Origin of the sequence: Paenibacillus cisolokensis, assembly GCF_018403665.1 — a bacterium.
Taxonomy (GTDB): Bacteria; Bacillota; Bacilli; order Paenibacillales; family Paenibacillaceae; genus Paenibacillus_AH; species Paenibacillus_AH cisolokensis.
The window spans coordinates 18019-34874 of the sequence record NZ_BOVJ01000158.1; the positions used below are offsets into that span (position 1 = coordinate 18019).

Sequence of the window (16856 nt, forward strand, 5' to 3'; positions counted from 1 at the left end):
ATTTCAACGTCGGAGCTCCTTTCAACTGGGTTAATCGCGCCGCAAGGCGGACGGTCACTCGGGCTTAACCAGGAACAAAGGTTGCCCGAACTCTACCAGCTGTCCGTTCTCTACCAGAATCTCGACGATTTCGCCGCGCACTTCGGCTTCCAGCTCGTTCATCAGTTTCATCGCTTCGAGGATGCATACGACCGTCTTCTCCGTCACGCGGTCCCCGACATTGACGAAAGGCGGAGCGTCCGGAGACGGCGCGCGATAAAACGTGCCGACCATCGGCGAAACGATGCGGTGCAGTCCGGCGTCGGAACCGGTGCCGGCATCGGCCGGCTTCGCCGGTTCCGGCTGCGCTGCCGGCGCGCTCGGCGCGGCCTGAGGAGCCGCCGGAACCGCGTAAGCGGGCGCGATTTGCGGCGTATGCACGTTCACCACCTCGGTCTTGCCGGGCTTGCGGATGAGCAGGCGAGCGCCGTCATTTTCAATTTCCAGCTCCTGAACGGAGGTTTGGTCGAGCAGCTTTATCAACTCTTTAATTTCACTCAATTTGAACATAGAGCAGCTTCACTCCTTACCATAATCCAAAGCAAAACAGCAGGGTAAGCGGTCCGGCCCCGATTTGCGCGGGCCAAATATTCAGGCATACCGCAGCATAACGAATGTATTATATCATAATCCGGGAAGAACACGAATCATTTTTGGAAAAGCTGTCGGGTGCGGCTGCAAAAAAAACTCTGCCCGGCGCAAGACCGGGCAGAGGTCGAAAGCCGCGCAAGCGGCAGCTGCGATGCGGTTAGGGCACATATTGCACGGTGATCTGGTGCGGCTCGACATCCATTTCGTTCATGACAAGCTCCACGATGCCGACTGCCTGGCTTCGGTCCAGATTTTCGCTTTGCACGACGACTTTGTAACGATCATTCTCTTCGGTCACGACCGCCATATTGTACTGCTGCTGCAAGTTCGTTTCGATGTCGGTTATTTTCGCGTATTTGTCCTCGAGCTCGTTAAGCTCTTCGGCCGCTTTGGCGGCCGCTTCGTCGTCGCTCGATTTCGAATCGTTGATCGTCGCCATCAGTTTATCATATTGGGTTATAAAGTTTTGCTCCCGCTTGTACTGCATATCGTCGAATACGCTGCCTGCGATCATCCCCTGCGCGTCAAGCCGCTCCAGCACTTCCCGGTCCGCATCGCTCAGCCCGTCCGTACCGGTGTCCTCTGCGGCGCCCTCGCGTCCGACCTCGTCGACGACAATGCCGCCGGCTTCGGCAGCGTCGCCGTTTTGCCCGGTTTGCGTATTGTCCGTCAGCAGATCAGGCGTTTTGACGTCCTCCGTAAACAAATAATACGCCGACAGCACGACCATCAAGCTTAACATCGACACAAGCCAGACCGTTTGCTTTTTCGAATTCATTTGAACACCCTCCCATTTCATTTTGCCTTGGCGATATCGAAAACCGTTTCTGCGAACTCACTGCTGTTTTCTCGGTACGACCGAAATGCTGTTGACCGGGACGCGGATGCCTTTCTGCACCGCATCCAGAATCAGTCTGCGTACCGTGGCATCTTCGGCTCCTCTGGCGACGATCAGAATGCCCCGGATTTTCGGCTTGATCTTCTTCGTCACGACCGGCTGCTGATCGCCGGATTCCTCGTAAATGACGACCTGGCCGTCCCGGGTTACCGAAGTGATGTGGCGGCGCCCCCCGTTTTTGTCGTTTTCGTCCGTGACCTGCTGCGAAAAATTTTCATTTTTTTCGTAAACCACTTCCTCCGTGGAATCGATCGTGACGAGCACATCGACCGTTCCGACCCCGACGATTTTCTCCAGAATCTCCTTGATCCGATTTTCCAGCGGGCGCTCGATCGCTTCGAACGGCGTCTCGACATCGTTCCGCGCAGCCCATGCCGCTTCGTCGCCGGAGGCCGAAGGGGGCTGATCCGCCACCGGTTCCACCTGCTTGACATTCAGGAACGAGCTCAGAAGCATGAGCGCCGCGCCGATGCCGCCGATGACGAGCAGCCAGCGAAACGTCCGGACCCGTTTCGGGCCGCCCGGACCGCCGCCCACCAGCGCTTCCAGCCCTTCCAGCCATTTGGCCACCTTCATCCCTCCCCCACCTTGAATTAGCGGACGTTTCGGCGCGGTTCCGACTTGCCGAATCGCCGACTTGCCGCCGCCTTTCGCCCGCAGGATCAGCGAGCCCCGGAGTCTGACGGCACCCGCACGTACACCTGATCCGGAAGGACCCCCCAGCCGGACTCCAGCACGCTGCGAATCGATTTCGCCGCCGCCGGTCCGGCCGGCGCCCAGGCCGCTTCCGATTCCGGTTCGGCTTCGAGCGGGTCAGAGCCGTCCGGGCTTCCGGACACCTTCTCTTCGGATTCCACATCGACATCGACGATGACGGGGGCGATCTCCTCGACCGGCCCGATCTCGTCGCCGGCCGCTCCGGCTTCCGGCGCCCGTTCCCCTTGCAAGGTGACCGTTACGGACGCGATGGCGTTCGGGACATCGTCTCTCACCTCTTCCTTTTCCAACCGGACGCTCACTTCCGCGACCGGCGCTCCGGTACGGCGGACAATTTCCGCCTTCATCGCTTCGGCCAGCCGTTCCTCCGTCAGGGAAGCGGCCTGCAGCTCCCGCCCGGTCCGCAGCCTTCCGGCATCTTCCCGGATCGCATCGAGCGACGGCATCCGCACGTCGCTTTCGGCATCGGACTCGTTCCAGATGCGGACACCGGCGGCCAGACGGCTGCCGATATCGCCCTGTATGAGCCGCAGCAGCGGAGACAGCAGCGCGAGCAGGATGATCAGGCCGACGACGAGCCGCACGTAGCGCTGCATCGCCTTGTTCGGCAGCAGCAGATCGATGAAAGCCGCCAGCAAAATGATGGCGACGATTTCCTTGAGCCATCCGCCAAGCCATTCGAGCATCCGATCCCCTCCTTGCGCGGGGCCGCTATCTGACCATGACGGCCGCGTTGCCCGCCGTCAATATGATCGTGACCGCCAGAAAAAACATCAGGCTAACGGCCGCAAGTGCCGCGAATATATAAATCATCGACTTGCCAATCGTCTGCAGGCATGCAATGATCGGACTTGTGCCGAGCGGCTGCATGACGGCGGCGGCGATGTTGTAAATTAACGCCAGCGTCAATATTTTCAGCGCCGGGAACGCGCACAGAAACAGCAGGATGACGACGCCCGCGATACCGACGGCGTTTTTGACGAGCAGCGAAGCGGACAGCACGGTATCCGCCGCATCCGAGAACATTTTGCCGACGACCGGAACGAAGTTGCTTGAGACGAACTTGGCCGTCCGCATCGTGACGCCGTCCGTGACCGAGCCCGTCGCGCCCTGGATCGAGATGACGCCGAGAAAGACGGTCAGCATGACGCCCATGACGCCGACTGCAATCCGGCGCAGCAGGTTGGCCAGCTGGGTGACTTTGAACCGTTCCGACAAAGCGCTGGCGATATGCAGTACGGCCGAGAAAAACAGCAAAGGAAAGACGAAGCTGTAAATCAGCGTGCCGACCGCATGAATCATGAAAATGATGAGCGGATGAAGGATGGACACCGTCACGATGCTTCCCATGGAAGCGAGCAGCGTGAGCAAGAGCGGCACCATCGCCAGCATGAACTGAACCATTCCGCCGATTGCATCCTTGGCGTACCCGATGGCGACATGAAAGCTGTTGACCGCCAGCACGATCAGCACCATATAGGCGATCGCATACGCCACCTTGCTGACCGCATTGCGTTCGAAGGCGCTTTGCAGCGTTTCCAGCAGCATGCTGAATACGGTCAGCAGAACGATCGTCACAAGCAGCTTGCCGTTGTACAGCACCTCTTGAAGCAAAAACCGCAGCAGGCCGTTCAGCACTGTCGACAGATTCAGTCCCTCTCCTCCCGGCACGACCATTTCGGCGAATCCGGGCAGCCGGCGGTCCGGGAAGAAGTCGCGGTATTCCTCCTTCAGCCGATTCCAGTAGCGCTCCACCGCTTCCGTATCGACGTCCCGCAATTGCTCGTCCGCCAGCCGGCCGGGCAGGGAGGCCGCATTCTCATTCCCGGTGGGTGCGGCGGCTTCTTCGGATGCGGATGCTTCTACCGCTGCGGCGAAAGCGCAGCCTGACAAAAGCAGCAGCGTGATCGCGGTAATGCGGCATGCGGACAGCAGCCTCATAACGTTCAACCCCCTGCCGGCAGCAGTCCGATGACCGTATCGACCACAACGCTGATAATCGGTACGGCCATGACGAGAATGAGCACTTTGCCGGCAAATTCGATTCTGGAGGCGATACTTTCCTGCCCCGCGTCCCTTACGATCTGTGCGCCGAATTCGGCAATATAGGCAATGCCGATAATTTTCAGAATCGTCTTCAAGTAGATGGACGGGATGCCGGTGCGGTTCGCCAGTTCCTCCAGAACGGCAATGATCGCCTCGATTTTGCCAAGCAGAAACAGAAAGATAACCAGGCCGGCAAACGTCGCCAGCAGAAACGCGAACATCGGCTTCTGCTCTTTCACGACGAGAATGAGCACCGTCGCGATCAGACCGAATCCGACGATCTGAATGATTTCCATATCCGCTCACCTACTGCCGCTACTGAAACAGGAAGATCGTCTTGATTTCCTGAAACAGCTCGTTCAACAGCCGGACAACCATAAACAATACGACGACAAATCCGATGACGGTTACCCAATGCGCCATATCTTCCTTGCCCATTTGCTTGAGCACCGTATGGATCATCGCGACAATGATGCCGATACCGGCGATTTGGAAGATGGCGCTGACATCCATATTCATCTTTGCGGCACCCCACTAAACGATCAATATGACGATCAGCGCTGCGACTAATACGCCGAGACTTTTACACAGCTTTTCGTAACGCTCCTGATCGTCCCTTGCCGCATCCTCTTCCGCTTTAAGCTGCTGCATGGCCAGCCGCAGATGTTTGACCTGGTCTTCTCTGTCGCTGATGCCGAGCGAGGATCCGAGCCGAATCAGGGCCGCCTTCTCGGGGCTTCGCATGGCAGAGTTGGCCCAGTGTCCTTCGATTGCCCGGCTCCAGCTTTCGCGGAAAGAGGGACCGTCCGCGTCATCGAGCCGCTTCGCCGCCTCCTTCAGCATGGCGGCCAGCGGTTCCGGCGTATGCTCGGCCGCACGCTCCAGCGCTTCCGGCAGCGGTGTGTAGCCGTAACCGATTTCCGTCTCGAGACGCTGCAGCGTATGAAGCAAGGTCCGGATATGACGGGGCCGCGCCGCCAGGCGCGCGGCCTGCTGAAAGCCGATCATCGTGCCGGCGAACAGAATGAGCGCTGCGCCGATCAACTTCAGCATAACGGCCGCTCCGGTTGCAGCGCCGTCGGTTCCCGGGCAAGCGCTCCCGGTCCGGGACGAAGAACGCGGGAGCGGAATCCTTCCGCCGTGCGGCGCAGCTCGATGAAAGCGGCGAACGCGCCTTCCTCGATCAATTCGCGCAAGGCCGGCCGGTCGCGCGCATCCTGCAGGTCGCGCGCATGCGCCGTGGCGATGACGCTGACGCCGGCGTGAACCGCCTCCCGCAGCGCCGCAGCATCTTCGGCATGCCCGATCTCGTCCACTACGAGAACGTCGGGCGACATCGATCGGAGCATCATCATCATGCCCTCGGCTTTGGGGCAAGCGTCCATGACGTCGGTGCGCGGGCCGACATCGAATGTCGGTACTCCCCGGACGCATGCCGCGATTTCCGATCGTTCGTCGACGATCGCCACCTTGCGGCCTTCCCGGCGCATCCCTCCCGATCCTGCATACAGCCCGTAGCTGATCGAGCGGGCCAAATCCCGGATCAGCGTCGTCTTCCCTTGCTGCGGCGGGGCCAACACGAGCGTCGAGACGATCGTGCCCCGCGTCCGGTCGGCCAGCTGCGGCAGCAGCCCGTCCGCCGCCCCGACCACTTCGCGGGCGATCCGGATATTGAATCCGCCGATATCGCGAATGCCCCGAACGGCGCCGCGTTCCAGCACGGTGCGCCCGCACAGGCCGATGCGGTGCCCGCCCGAAACGGTAATGTAGCCTCTGCGCAGCTCTTCTTCCATCGCGTATAGCGAATGATTCGTCATCCGCTCCAACATTTTTCGGCACAACTCGGACGAAGGACGGTAAGCCTGCTCCGGTGTATGCCGCAGCGAGCCGTCTTCGCCCGCAAACCGGGATTCGCCGCCAAAACCGATCTCCAGCGGACGTCCTTCGCGCACCCGGATTTCCTCCAGCCGATCCTTCACGCCGTCCGGCAGCCGTCCCAGCACGGCGGCCATTTCCGGCGGCAAGAGATGCGTCACGCGTTCGAGCATGGTTGGTACCTCCCGGGGTTAGATCTGATCGATACATGTCTATGCCTGTCCGGCTAAAATATGACGGCCGACTGCAATCCGGAAGGTTCATAGATTTATTTTTTTAAAATTCCGATCAACAAACAGGCAACGCCGGCAACGACCCAGACGAATCGGTCCAGCGACAGCTTGTCGGACAGGCCGACGAGTCCGATGGTCGTCGTCGAAATCAGAATAAGCGGGCCGACCAGCGCCAGCGACGAATTGACGGCGAGCGCCTTGTCCACCTGGTTCAGCCGGATCATAAGCAGCGCCGCGCATATTTCGATCGAGCCCGAGAACACGCGCAGCATCGCCATGCTCATCACAATTTTGTTGACCATCCGGCCGTCTCACCTCCTTCAGCGGGATAGGATTGATTCATATGTATGCAAGCCTGTCTGCATTTAGGCCGGGCACCTGCCCGGATGCGGCTGCATATATTGCAAGCAGACTTGACGTCTGAAATATGATCAGCATAACAGAAGCGAGGAGATCAGACCGATGGGAACAACCCAAACGGAAATATGGCCGTCCGAACTGCGAGATCCAAGCGGTAGACGAAGCCAAGCGAATATCTGGCCGGCGCAACGCAAGACAACGAATGTCCGCTTCGCCGAAACCGGGCAAACGATGATTATCGATAAAGGGCTGGGACGCAGCGCCTTTGTCGATTTTCTGGAGTTGGCAGGCCCGTATGTCGATATTATCAAGCTTGGCTTCGGCACTTCGGCCCTGTACCCGGACGATCTGCTGACCGAGAAAATCGCTCTGGCCACAGCCCGCGGGATTGTCGTGACGCCCGGAGGGACGCTGCTGGAAGCGGCGGTAAATCAAGGCGAAGTAAGCGAATTTTTCGAGCGATCTGCCGCTTCGGGTTCAACGGAGTCGAGGTGTCGGACGGAACGATCGAAGTGAGCCGGTCGCTCCGGACGGATTTGATCCGGGAAGGTATCGCGAACGGGCTGACCGTTCTGACCGAATACGGCAAAAAACGAACGGGGCGCGGATCGATCCCGACGGTCTGGCGGCTACGGCCGATGCGGACTGGGCAGCCGGGGCCGCTCTCATTACGGTGGAAGCGAGGGAGTCGGGAATCGGCGTCGGGCTATTCGATGAAAACGGGAACTGCCGCGAGGAACTGCTCGATACGATCGCCCGTACCGTATCCGATACCGGAAGGTTGATGTGGGAAGCCCCGCTCAAAAGCCAGCAGGCGCTGCTGCTGAAGCGGTTCGGCCCCGCCGTCCATCTGGGCAACATTCCGCCTGCCGAAGCGCTGTCCGTGGAGACGATGCGGCGCGGTCTGCGCTCCGATACGTTCGAGTTCGGAATGCGGCCGGAGCCGATCGTCTATATGATATGAAGCCTCCGGCATGCCGGACGGGGAAGGCGGGTACGAACGTAACATGCGGGTGGACGTGATCGCGACGCTGGAGGATGCGGAAGCCGGGCGCTTCGCCGGGCGGACGGCCATCGTCATCGATGCGCTGCGGGCGACCAGCACGATTGTGACGGCGCTTGCGAACGGAGCGGACGAAGTCGTTCCGGCATTGACGGCCGACGAAGCGGCGGCGCTGCGGCGACCGGGAGATATTCTGGGAGGAGAGCGGGACGGACGCGCGGTTCCGGGCTTTGATTGCGGCAACTCGCCTTCCGACTATGCGCCGGAAATCGTCTCCGGACGGCGCATCGTGCTGACGACAACGAACGGGACGCGGGCGATACGTCTGGCGGCGAACGCGGACGGCTTGCTCGCGGGCTCGTTCCTGAACGCTCTCGCCTGTGCGCGCAGCGCGCTGGCCGGCGGGCGCGATATCGTCATTCTGTGTGCCGGCTCCCGCGGCCAATTCGCGCTGGAAGATGGATTATGCGCCGGGGCGATCGCGGATCGGATGCGGCAATTGACATCCGGGAAGCTGGAACTGGACGATTTCGGCAGCGCGATGCTGGCGCTGTACCGCGAACGTTCGCATACCCTGACGGATGCGCTGAGGCGGAGCTCCGGCGGCCGCAAACTCGCGCAGCTCGGCATGGAAGCGGATGTGGAGGCGTGCGCGCGCGTCGACATCTGCCGGACAGTGCCATGGCGGACGGAGAGCGGCGCACTTGCGGGCGGACGGGGATGACATAAACCGGGGGCTTGGTCCATACAATGGACTAAAGCCCCCTTCCGGCTTGCAGCATGCGGCGGAAGCGGCAATTCCCGACGACGGATTGGAGCTTGCTCATGAGCGGTGAAATCATATTGGTGGGCTTGATCATTATCGGCCTCGTCGGCCGTTCGCCGATTATATCGACAGCCGCTTGCGTCCTGCTGGCCGTCAAGCTCGTTCATCTCGAACGATACTTGCCGGTCATCGAGCGGCGCGGACTGGAGCTCGGTCTCTTGTTCCTTACCTTCAGCGTTCTCGTGCCGTTCGCGTCGGGCCGTATTCAGATGAAGGAATTGACGGCGGCGCTCACGTCATGGCCCGGATGGCTCGCGCTGATCGGCGGGGCGGCCGCCACATATGTCAACGGCAAAGGGCTGGAGATGCTCCGCATCGATCCCCAGCTCATCATCGGACTCGTAATCGGTTCCATTATCGGCATCGTGTTCTTCCGCGGCATTCCGGTCGGCCCGCTGATGGCCGCCGGCATTACCGCCTTGCTGTACAAGGTCTTCATCTTCATAGCCGGCAAAATATAGCATGGGGCGGCGGCAAAAAAGAGCAAAACCGTCCGTGCGGCGGAAGGTTTTGCTCTGTCCGTTCTCCGATTATGATGACGATGCGATGACGATGAGTCCGGTCCGTCCGGTAACGTCCTTCGTTAGCGGCGCTCTTGCGGACCGCCGACGAACGCCTGCTCCGACGTATCCAGGCCGTATGCGGTATGCAGCGCCCGCACGACGTCGTTCAGATGTTCGGCGTCGATGACGCAAGACACCTTGATTTCCGATGTGCTGACCATTTTGATGCTGACGCCGAGGCTCGAGATCGTCTTGAACATCGAAGCGGCGACTCCGGGATTGCTGACCATGCCGGCGCCGACGATCGATACTTTGACGAGCCCTTCCTCGCTGGTCACTTCGCGGTACGGCACTTTGCTCCGGATTCCTTCGATAACGGACAACGCCTTGTCCCGGTCGCCCAATCCGAGCGTAAAGGAAAAATCGGCCTTGCCGTCCTTCACGCCGCTTTGCACGATAATATCGACGTCAATCCCTGCTTCCGCAAGCGCGCCGAACACGCCGGCCAGAACGCCCGGAACATCCTCGACTCCCATAATGCTGATTCTCGACACGTTTTTTTCGAACGCGATGCCCCGTACGACGACGCCCTGCTCCATGACAGCTTCCTCCTTCACACTCGTCCCTTCGTTCTGCGTAAAGCTGGATCTGACGACAAGCTTCACGTTGTAATGCTTGGCATACTCCACCGCGCGCGGGTGAAGCACCGCAGCGCCGAGATGCGCCAGCTCCAGCATTTCATCGTAAGAAATTTCATTCAGCTTGCGCGCGCATTTGACAACGCGCGGGTCGGTCGAATATACGCCGTCGACGTCGGTGTAGATTTCGCACACGTCGGCCTGAATCGCCGCCGCGAGCGCTACGGCTGTCGTATCGGAGCCGCCTCGTCCGAGCGTCGTAATTTCGCCGTCCTCGGTCATACCCTGGAATCCGGCAACGATCACAATTTGGCCTTCATCCAGCGCGCGGTGAATGCGGTCCGGGCGAATGTCGGTAATTCTCGCCTTTCCGTGCACCGCATCCGTGCGGATGCCCGCCTGCCAGCCCGTCATTGAAATAGCCGAATGACCGAGCTTGTGTATCGTCATCGACAGCAGAGCAACCGAGATCTGTTCCCCTGTCGTCAGCAGCATATCCATCTCCCTTGCGGGAGGATTGTCGTTGAGCAGCTTCGACTGGTCGATCAGATCGTCGGTCGTATCGCCCATGGCGGACACGACGACGACGACCCGGTCGCCGGCCGTCTTTTTCTCGACTATCCGCTGCGCAACGCGCTGCATCCGTTCCGTCGTACCGACTGAACTGCCGCCGAACTTCATCACAATCAAGGACAAAACTGATTCACTCCCACTCTTCGCATATACATACAGTGTTTTATTATAACATACCGGAGCCGTTTTGGGCAGAGCCGATTCATCAGGAGTCCTCTTCTTCCAACCATTCCGAAGCGCCGAGCGCATTGAATATGAACCGCGTCGTGTCCCGGACAACCTCTTCATAGGGGGAAGGCGGCTCCGACATCAGCGGCTTGAAATAATCGGTAAATTTAAAGAAGATTATGGTGCCGATAACGGAAAACAGCGTGTTGTCAATGGAATCGTAGCGAAAATAGCCCTGTTCCTTCCCTTTGACCAGCAGCTCCTTCAGCTTGAACCATACCGGGAGCATCATTTGCTGAATGTGCGGAATTCTCGGCGTGCTCTTGTAAACTTCCTGCATGATGATTCTGATCATTTCCGGATCGTTCATACGGACGTAAATCACTTCCCGGATTAACCGTTTCAAACCTTTGACCGGATGCTGAAGTATATCTTCAAGCTCATGCAGCAAATGAAACGGAATAAACGTTTGGAACACCGCGTACAGCATATTTTCTTTGCCGCCGAAATAGTAGGAGACGAGCGCCACGTTGGCTCCCGCCTCGTCACATACTTGTCTTACCGATGTGCCGTCGAACCCGTTCTGGGCAAACAGCTTCTTGGCCGCCAGCAATATTCGCATCTTCATATCATGATCGGATGACATCGACAATCCTCCGTTCCGATCGCGCATCGATCGTTTCTATCGCTATTATGAGTGCTGAGGACTCCATTATGCAAGTTTCGTTTCGGCAGCGGGCGCATTGGTGCGGCCCGTATCGCTGCGCAAAGCGGTAATGACCGCCCCGAGCGCAAGCGAACCCGCGGCGAAAGCGGCGAGCAGCCAGGCGGGCCCGGCCGGCGACGAGCCGCCGAACAGGAGATTCATGCTTCCTTCCACCGCATAGGTAGCGGGCAGCCAGTCGCCCAGATGACGGTAAAAGCCGGAGAGCAATTCGCGCGGCACCATCGCGCCCGACGAAACGAGCTGGGCGGACAAAGCGGTAATGTTGAACAGCATGCCGGCGAACCCGAACAGCAGCAGGAACAGCTGGGCGAAAAACATAAAGCTCATCAGAATGAGCGACAGAAAGCCCCATAGCGCCATAAACCCGCTGTTTGCCTGACCGCCCAGCATCATGATCAACGATGCCGCGAACAACGCGATGACAATGGCGGATACGACGTTGATAACGGCGCGCGCGCCGAATTTTGCCAGGCGGTGAACGCGGAACCGATCGCCTGCGAAGACTGCTGGATATTCATCGCCATAATCATGGAGCCGACATACGACGCAAGCACCATCATCATCGGCAGCATCTGATTGGCCATCCCCTGAACGGGGTTCGTGAACCGGATATCGGAGACGACCCGTTCGGACAAAGCTGCGGCTATCTCCTTCACCCGATCCGCCGGAACGTTCATCGGCGTCAATATCGCTTCCGCTCCGGCCGCGATCGCCTGCTTGTCGACGGCCGCCGTCACCTGGGACGCGACGCTCTGCATGATGCTCTTGATCATGAACGGATTCGATTCGTTGATCCAGTATTTCAGGCTCGCTTGCCCGCCCGGAACTTGCAGCTGGCTCGAGAAATCCGGCGGAATATGGAGCACCATCTGGACATCCCGGTCATTCAGCATGTTCATCGCCTGTTCCGGGAGATCGACCGTTACAATCCCGAACGGCAAGCTGCGGCCCAGACTGCCGACGACAAGGCTTCCCATTTCCTGATCCTCATTGACGACCGCGACTTTCAGGTTGGCCGTCCGATCCGTTACGCCATCGTATCCGGTCATCCATACAACACCGAAAACAAGCTGGAACATGAAGGCGGCTAAAATTCCGGTCCAGGTCGCCCGATTTTCATAAAAGCCCGCAATGCCCTCAGCATAAGTCAATTCCACTCCTTAAATGTTTATTTAAATTAAATATTTATTTAAATATTAGTGCGGACGGCCCATGCTGTCAATATCTCAGCAGCTTAATAAAAATGCCGCCCGGCATCAAGGCCGAGCGGCATTAGGAGCTTATGCGCGCGAAATATATTTGCCTTCCCGCGTATCGATGAGCAGCACGTCGCCTTCATTGATGAACAGCGGCACCTGCACGTTCAAACCGGTTTCCAGTTTGGCGTTTTTGGTCGCGCCCGTCGCGGTGTTGCCCTTGATGCCGGGCTCGGTTTCCACGACTTTCAATTCGACGCTGTTCGGCAGCGTAATGCCGATGATTTCGCCCTGATAGCTGGCGATATGGACGTTCATGTTTTCTTTCAGGAAATTGATTTCCCATTCCAGCTGCTTTTTGTCCAGCGTGAACTGGTCGTACGTTTCATTGTCCATAAAGGTATATTCCGAGCCGGAATTGTACAAGTACTGCACTTCCCGGTTCTCGACATGGGCTCGGCCGATCGTTTCGCCGGCGCGGAACGTTTTTCCACAATGTTGCCGTTTCGCAGGTTTTCAGCTTCGAACGCACGAATGCGGCGCCCTTGCCCGGCTTTACGTGTTGAAATTCGATTACCGAGAAAATGTCTCCATCCACTTCAACGGTCAAACCTGTCTTGAAATCGTTGACTGAAATCACAAAAAACCTCCTGAATAATGTTCCTTAACCCAGAATGGTAAATTCCTTCGGGGATGAGGTCAATATTTTAATCCCGTTGTCCGTAATGACAATGTCGTCCTCGATCCGCACCCCGCCGAAGCCGGGGATGTAGATGCCGGGCTCCACCGTAACGGTCATGCCGGGAATTAAAATCGTATCGCTCCGCGCCGAAAGCCCTGGCGCCTCGTGAATTTCCATGCCGAAGCCGTGGCCCAGACTGTGGCCGAAACAGTCTCCGTAGCCGTAGCGTGCGATGACGTCGCGGGCCAAGGCGTCGGCTTCCTTGCCGGTCATGCCGGGACGAATCCCGTCAAGCGCCGTCAGCTGCGCCTCAAGCACGATGTTGTAGATATCGCGGTGCCGCTGCGTCGGCTTGCCCAATACGACGGTCCTCGTCAAATCGGAGCAATAGCCGTCCAGCAGCGCTCCGAAATCGAGTTTGACGAATTCGTCGCCCCGGATGACCCGGTCGCTCGCCACTCCGTGCGGCATGGCAGACCGTTCGCCGGAGGCGACGATCGTATCGAAGGACGAAGAGGTCGCGCCATGGCTGCGCATATACACTTCCATCTCCAGCGCGATATCCTTCTCCGTCATGCCGGGCTTCAGCAATCCGAGTATGTAGGCGAACGTATCGTCGGCCAGCTTGGCGGCCTTCCGGATGACGGCCAGCTCCGTCTCGTCCTTGATCATCCGCAGCGACTCGACGATGCTGTCCGCTGGCGTCAGCTCGATGCCGCCAAGCGCCTGGCCCCATTTCACATATTCCGCATAGGTGACATGCGCCTGCTCGAAAGCGACGCTCCGGATGCCTTTCTCCGTCAGCAATCTTCGCACCGTGTCAAGAGGGCTGGACGTCTCCTCGACCGCAAAGCCCGAAGCCTGCTCCTTCGCCTGAACCGTATAGCGGAAATCGGTCAGCAGCCAGGCGTCTTGAGTCGTGATCAGCACCATGCCCGCCGATCCCGTAAAGCCGCTTATGTATCGGCGGTTGTACGGGCTTGCCACAAGCATCGCCTCGAGCCCCTGGTCGGCCAGCTTGGCCCGCAGTGCGTCTACCCGATTCGTCAATGGAACTCCTCCTCAACTCTCGAGATGGTCGACGAGCGCCTGCAGCCCGAGCTCGTAGCCGATGGCGCCGAAGCCTGCGATCTGTCCGATAGCGACGGGCGCAATAACCGAAACGTGCCGGAAGCTCTCCCGCTTATGAATATTGGACAGATGCACCTCGACGGTCGGCAATCCGACCGAGCTGATCGCATCCCGCAGCGCGTAGCTGTAATGGGTCAACGCCCCGGGATTGATCAGAATGCCGTCAAAAGACCCATGGGCCGCATGAATGCGGTCGATCAATTCCCCTTCGTGGTTCGACTGGTCAAAGTCCACCTTTACGCCGAGCCGGGAAGCGCACGCCCGAACCCGCGACTCGATGTCGCCGAGCGTCATCGTACCGTAGACGGCAGGTTCACGAATGCCGAGCATATTAAGGTTCGGACCGTTCAAAACCAGAATGCTGCGCATATGGCCCCACACTCCTCCCCGTCTCCCTGTCCGGCGCGCATCGGATGCCGGTTCGCTTGTACCGGCACGGCAGATGCGCATACGCCGATCTTTGACATTTTAACATAATCGGCGATCGGTTGAGAAGAGTTTCCTGCGGCCGGACGCCTCCCTGCCGAAATTCAGGTCATGCTGCCCGACTTTTCCGGTTCCCGCGAAGCCTCGTCCGTGAATTCGAAGTTGATGCTGTAACCGATAAACAGTCCCCACAGCACAAACACGCACAGCTCCGAAAGCAGCGTCGTCCAGCCGAGCTTGAACGGCGGCGGTATCGTCCCGGTTGCCGGACCGACAGCCCAAAACAGGATGGCCCACCACAACGCCCCGTAACCGAGTCCCGGCAGCGGCCCGCGCAATCGCCGAAACAGCAGCACGTATAGATATGCCGCCGCGATGGAAAACACCATGAAGCAGACGATCCCGACGAGATGCCCTTGCCATTTCACTAAAAAGGCGTGAAGGAAGAACGGTTCGGCCAGAAAGCCCGGCAGCTTGGTGAACTGAAACGTATAAAGCAGCCACCGCACGGCGCCCCAGATCAGTCCGGCAAACGACCCGATCAGCAATCCGAATAGCCACGGATTCGTATGATGCCCCTGCTGCGCGTCCGACGCTTTCGCCCCCGCAGCCGGCCGGTCCTCTTTCGTTTCGGGCGCGGATTGCGCGCCTTGATGTCCGCCTTCGTTCATCGTTCGCATTCCTCCTCGCTGATGCGCGCTTGTGTTCGATCTTTGCGCTTGTTTTTTCTAGTATGCGATAAACCGCATTTTCGTAAACCGGATGGCAGAAGGCGAATAAAGCGATCCGTGAAGTCCGCCCGACCGTTGGCATTTCGCCGCCCAATCAAGTACAATAGAATAGCATTCATAAAATCTGTCGACGTTCAACGGTACAAGGATGGTGACAAACACTTGCCGCAAGACCCGCAACCGATCTACGGCGGACAAGCTGTAATAGAAGGCGTCATGTTCGCCGGCAAGCACGTCAACGTAACGGCTGTCCGCCGGAAAAATGACGAAATCGTCTTTTACGAAGTCCCCCGAACCACCAAGCCCTGGGTGCAGAAGCTGAAGAAAATTCCGATATTGCGCGGCATCGTGGCCATTTTGGAGTCCAGCGCCAAAGGCTCGCAGCATCTGAATTTTCGATGGAAGCGTACGCAGAGGACGAATATGCCGAAGAAGAAAGCAAGGAAGGACGCGCGGCTTCGAAACAGGAAAGCAAATCCGGCTGGAGCCTCAGCATGATCGTCGGCGTCGCCGTTGCCGGCGTCCTCTCGTTCATTTTCGGCAAGCTCGTCTTCACCGTCGTCCCCGCGGCGATCGAAGAGCTGCTGTTCGGCAAAAGGTTCGAAACATTATTGTGCACAATTTGCTGGAAGGCACGATCAAAATCGTCTTTTTGCTCGTTTATTTGTATATCATATCGATGACGCCGATTATCAAGCGGCTGTTCCAGTATCACGGCGCGGAGCATAAAGTGATCAGCGCGTATGAGGCCGGCGCCGAATTGACCGTGGACAACGTGCAGCGTTTCAGCCGGCTTCATTACCGCTGCGGCAGCAGTTTTCTCGTCTTCACGGTGCTGGTAGGCGTAATCGTCTACTCCTTTTTCGAATGGGAAAACATGTGGCAGCGTATTTATTTGAGAATTCTGCTGCTGCCGCTCGTCATCGGGCTGTCTTACGAGGTGCTGCGGTTTACCAATTCCCTGCGCGATGTGCCCGTGCTGCGCTACCTCGGATATCCCGGGCTGTGGCTGCAAAAACTGACGACGAAGGAGCCGAACGACGACCAGGTTAAAGTATCGATCGCTTCGTTCAAACGGATGCTGGAGCTTGACAGTCAGACGTCCCCGCACGTAAAGGCATAACTTGCAAGAAGAGCTGCGGATCGCAGCCGGACGAAAGGGTGGAATGAGAGAATGCGCCGAAGAATGGAACCGTGGTTTGTCGTGCTGCTTGTGCTCATTGCGCTTGGCCTAGGCTATATGCTGGTCTTAAACCCGGGACGGATGCTGATACCCGTTGTGGTGCTCGGCGCTATTTTTCTGCTGTACAAATTTCCGCCTTCCGGGTTCCGAAAGCGGGATCACCGCAAATACGCCGCGGCGGCGAGAAGACGCGTCCCCCGGCCAGGCCGGCAAAGGCGCGCGAGCGCAAGCCGATACCGTTCAAAGTGATCGAGGGCGGCAAAGACGACGACGATCTGCCCAAATACCACTGACCTGCGATCGAGCGCAA

The 16856-nt window shown here is 58.5% G+C and carries 20 protein-coding genes and 3 pseudogenes; 5 read left to right on the forward strand and 18 right to left on the reverse strand.

Going from position 1 to position 16856, the window contains the following annotated elements; genetic code table 11:
- Positions 1-54: 54 nt before the first annotated feature.
- The 10 genes from accB to PACILC2_RS20245 all read right to left on the reverse strand — a co-directional run bounded on the left by accB (position 55) and on the right by PACILC2_RS20245 (position 6701).
- A complete protein-coding gene (accB, locus tag PACILC2_RS20200; RefSeq protein ID WP_062493310.1) occupies positions 55-549 on the reverse strand; it encodes an acetyl-CoA carboxylase biotin carboxyl carrier protein in 495 nt (164 codons plus the stop codon).
- A gap of 238 nt (positions 550-787) precedes the next feature.
- Positions 788-1408 carry a SpoIIIAH-like family protein gene (locus PACILC2_RS20205; protein ID WP_062493311.1) on the reverse strand — a complete coding sequence of 207 codons (621 nt, stop codon included), beginning with the start codon at positions 1406-1408 and terminating at the stop codon, positions 788-790.
- A gap of 57 nt (positions 1409-1465) precedes the next feature.
- Positions 1466-2098, reverse strand: coding sequence for a stage III sporulation protein AG (spoIIIAG, locus tag PACILC2_RS20210; RefSeq protein WP_213530452.1), 633 nt, complete (start codon positions 2096-2098; stop codon positions 1466-1468).
- Between the two features lie 92 nt (positions 2099-2190).
- On the reverse strand, positions 2191-2931 hold the full coding sequence (gene spoIIIAF, locus PACILC2_RS20215; protein WP_213530454.1) for a stage III sporulation protein AF: 741 nt from the start codon (positions 2929-2931) through the stop codon (positions 2191-2193).
- A gap of 25 nt (positions 2932-2956) precedes the next feature.
- Complete coding sequence (gene spoIIIAE, locus PACILC2_RS20220; RefSeq protein WP_213530456.1) at positions 2957-4186, reverse strand: stage III sporulation protein AE; 1230 nt, start codon at positions 4184-4186, stop codon at positions 2957-2959.
- A gap of 5 nt (positions 4187-4191) precedes the next feature.
- Positions 4192-4587 carry a stage III sporulation protein AD gene (gene spoIIIAD / locus PACILC2_RS20225; protein ID WP_213530458.1) on the reverse strand — a complete coding sequence of 132 codons (396 nt, stop codon included), beginning with the start codon at positions 4585-4587 and terminating at the stop codon, positions 4192-4194.
- Between the two features lie 19 nt (positions 4588-4606).
- Complete coding sequence (gene spoIIIAC / locus PACILC2_RS20230; protein WP_062493315.1) at positions 4607-4810, reverse strand: stage III sporulation protein AC; 204 nt, start codon at positions 4808-4810, stop codon at positions 4607-4609.
- 15 nt (positions 4811-4825) lie between these two features.
- The gene (spoIIIAB, locus tag PACILC2_RS20235) at positions 4826-5344 is read right to left on the reverse strand and encodes a stage III sporulation protein SpoIIIAB (RefSeq protein WP_062493316.1); all 519 of its coding nucleotides are present in this window, start codon (positions 5342-5344) and stop codon (positions 4826-4828) included.
- Positions 5338-6339, reverse strand: a complete 1002-nt coding sequence (gene spoIIIAA / locus PACILC2_RS20240) for a stage III sporulation protein AA (protein ID WP_062493317.1) — start codon at positions 6337-6339, stop codon at positions 5338-5340. The genes spoIIIAB and spoIIIAA overlap by 7 nt, the downstream gene beginning before the upstream one ends.
- A 95-nt stretch (positions 6340-6434) precedes the next feature.
- Positions 6435-6701, reverse strand: a complete 267-nt coding sequence (locus tag PACILC2_RS20245) for a YqhV family protein (protein WP_062493318.1) — start codon at positions 6699-6701, stop codon at positions 6435-6437.
- A 289-nt stretch (positions 6702-6990) separates the two neighbouring features.
- Between PACILC2_RS20245 and comA the strand changes: the two are divergent.
- From comA to PACILC2_RS20260, 3 genes and pseudogenes are all read left to right on the forward strand, one after another.
- A pseudogene (gene comA / locus PACILC2_RS20250) lies at positions 6991-7723 on the forward strand (phosphosulfolactate synthase).
- A gap of 10 nt (positions 7724-7733) precedes the next feature.
- Positions 7734-8486, forward strand: coding sequence for a 2-phosphosulfolactate phosphatase (locus tag PACILC2_RS20255; RefSeq protein WP_244863677.1), 753 nt, complete (start codon positions 7734-7736; stop codon positions 8484-8486).
- Positions 8487-8587: 101 nt separating this feature from the next.
- Positions 8588-9049 (forward strand): DUF441 domain-containing protein, encoded by a 462-nt coding sequence (locus PACILC2_RS20260; RefSeq protein ID WP_062493321.1) that lies wholly within the window; start codon positions 8588-8590, stop codon positions 9047-9049.
- Positions 9050-9171: 122 nt separating this feature from the next.
- Here the strand turns inward: PACILC2_RS20260 and PACILC2_RS20265 are convergent, their stop codons facing one another.
- The 8 genes and pseudogenes from PACILC2_RS20265 to PACILC2_RS20295 form a co-directional block, all read right to left on the reverse strand.
- Positions 9172-10425, reverse strand: coding sequence for an aspartate kinase (locus PACILC2_RS20265; RefSeq protein WP_062493322.1), 1254 nt, complete (start codon positions 10423-10425; stop codon positions 9172-9174).
- 82 nt (positions 10426-10507) lie between these two features.
- A complete protein-coding gene (locus PACILC2_RS20270; RefSeq protein WP_062493323.1) occupies positions 10508-11116 on the reverse strand; it encodes a TetR/AcrR family transcriptional regulator in 609 nt (202 codons plus the stop codon).
- 66 nt (positions 11117-11182) lie between these two features.
- A complete protein-coding gene (locus PACILC2_RS27335; protein ID WP_244863678.1) occupies positions 11183-11611 on the reverse strand; it encodes a DUF3533 domain-containing protein in 429 nt (142 codons plus the stop codon).
- On the reverse strand, positions 11593-12246 hold the full coding sequence (locus PACILC2_RS27340) for a YhgE/Pip domain-containing protein (protein ID WP_244863679.1): 654 nt from the start codon (positions 12244-12246) through the stop codon (positions 11593-11595). The genes PACILC2_RS27335 and PACILC2_RS27340 overlap by 19 nt, the downstream gene beginning before the upstream one ends.
- A 231-nt stretch (positions 12247-12477) precedes the next feature.
- Positions 12478-13033: pseudogene (gene efp, locus PACILC2_RS20280) on the reverse strand (elongation factor P).
- Positions 13034-13057: 24 nt separating this feature from the next.
- Positions 13058-14125, reverse strand: a complete 1068-nt coding sequence (locus PACILC2_RS20285; protein ID WP_213530460.1) for a M24 family metallopeptidase — start codon at positions 14123-14125, stop codon at positions 13058-13060.
- A 12-nt stretch (positions 14126-14137) separates the two neighbouring features.
- On the reverse strand, positions 14138-14575 hold the full coding sequence (gene aroQ / locus PACILC2_RS20290) for a type II 3-dehydroquinate dehydratase (protein ID WP_062493327.1): 438 nt from the start codon (positions 14573-14575) through the stop codon (positions 14138-14140).
- Between the two features lie 161 nt (positions 14576-14736).
- Positions 14737-15303: a YqhR family membrane protein gene (locus tag PACILC2_RS20295; protein ID WP_213530462.1), complete on the reverse strand. Its 567-nt coding sequence runs from the start codon at positions 15301-15303 to the stop codon at positions 14737-14739.
- 276 nt (positions 15304-15579) lie between these two features.
- Between PACILC2_RS20295 and PACILC2_RS20300 the strand changes: the two are divergent.
- Together PACILC2_RS20300 and PACILC2_RS20305 are read left to right on the forward strand one after the other, a co-directional pair.
- Positions 15580-16486 (forward strand): annotated as a pseudogene (locus PACILC2_RS20300) (DUF1385 domain-containing protein).
- A gap of 51 nt (positions 16487-16537) precedes the next feature.
- Positions 16538-16795, forward strand: a complete 258-nt coding sequence (locus PACILC2_RS20305) for a hypothetical protein (protein ID WP_213530464.1) — start codon at positions 16538-16540, stop codon at positions 16793-16795.
- The last annotated feature ends 61 nt before the right edge of the window (positions 16796-16856 follow it).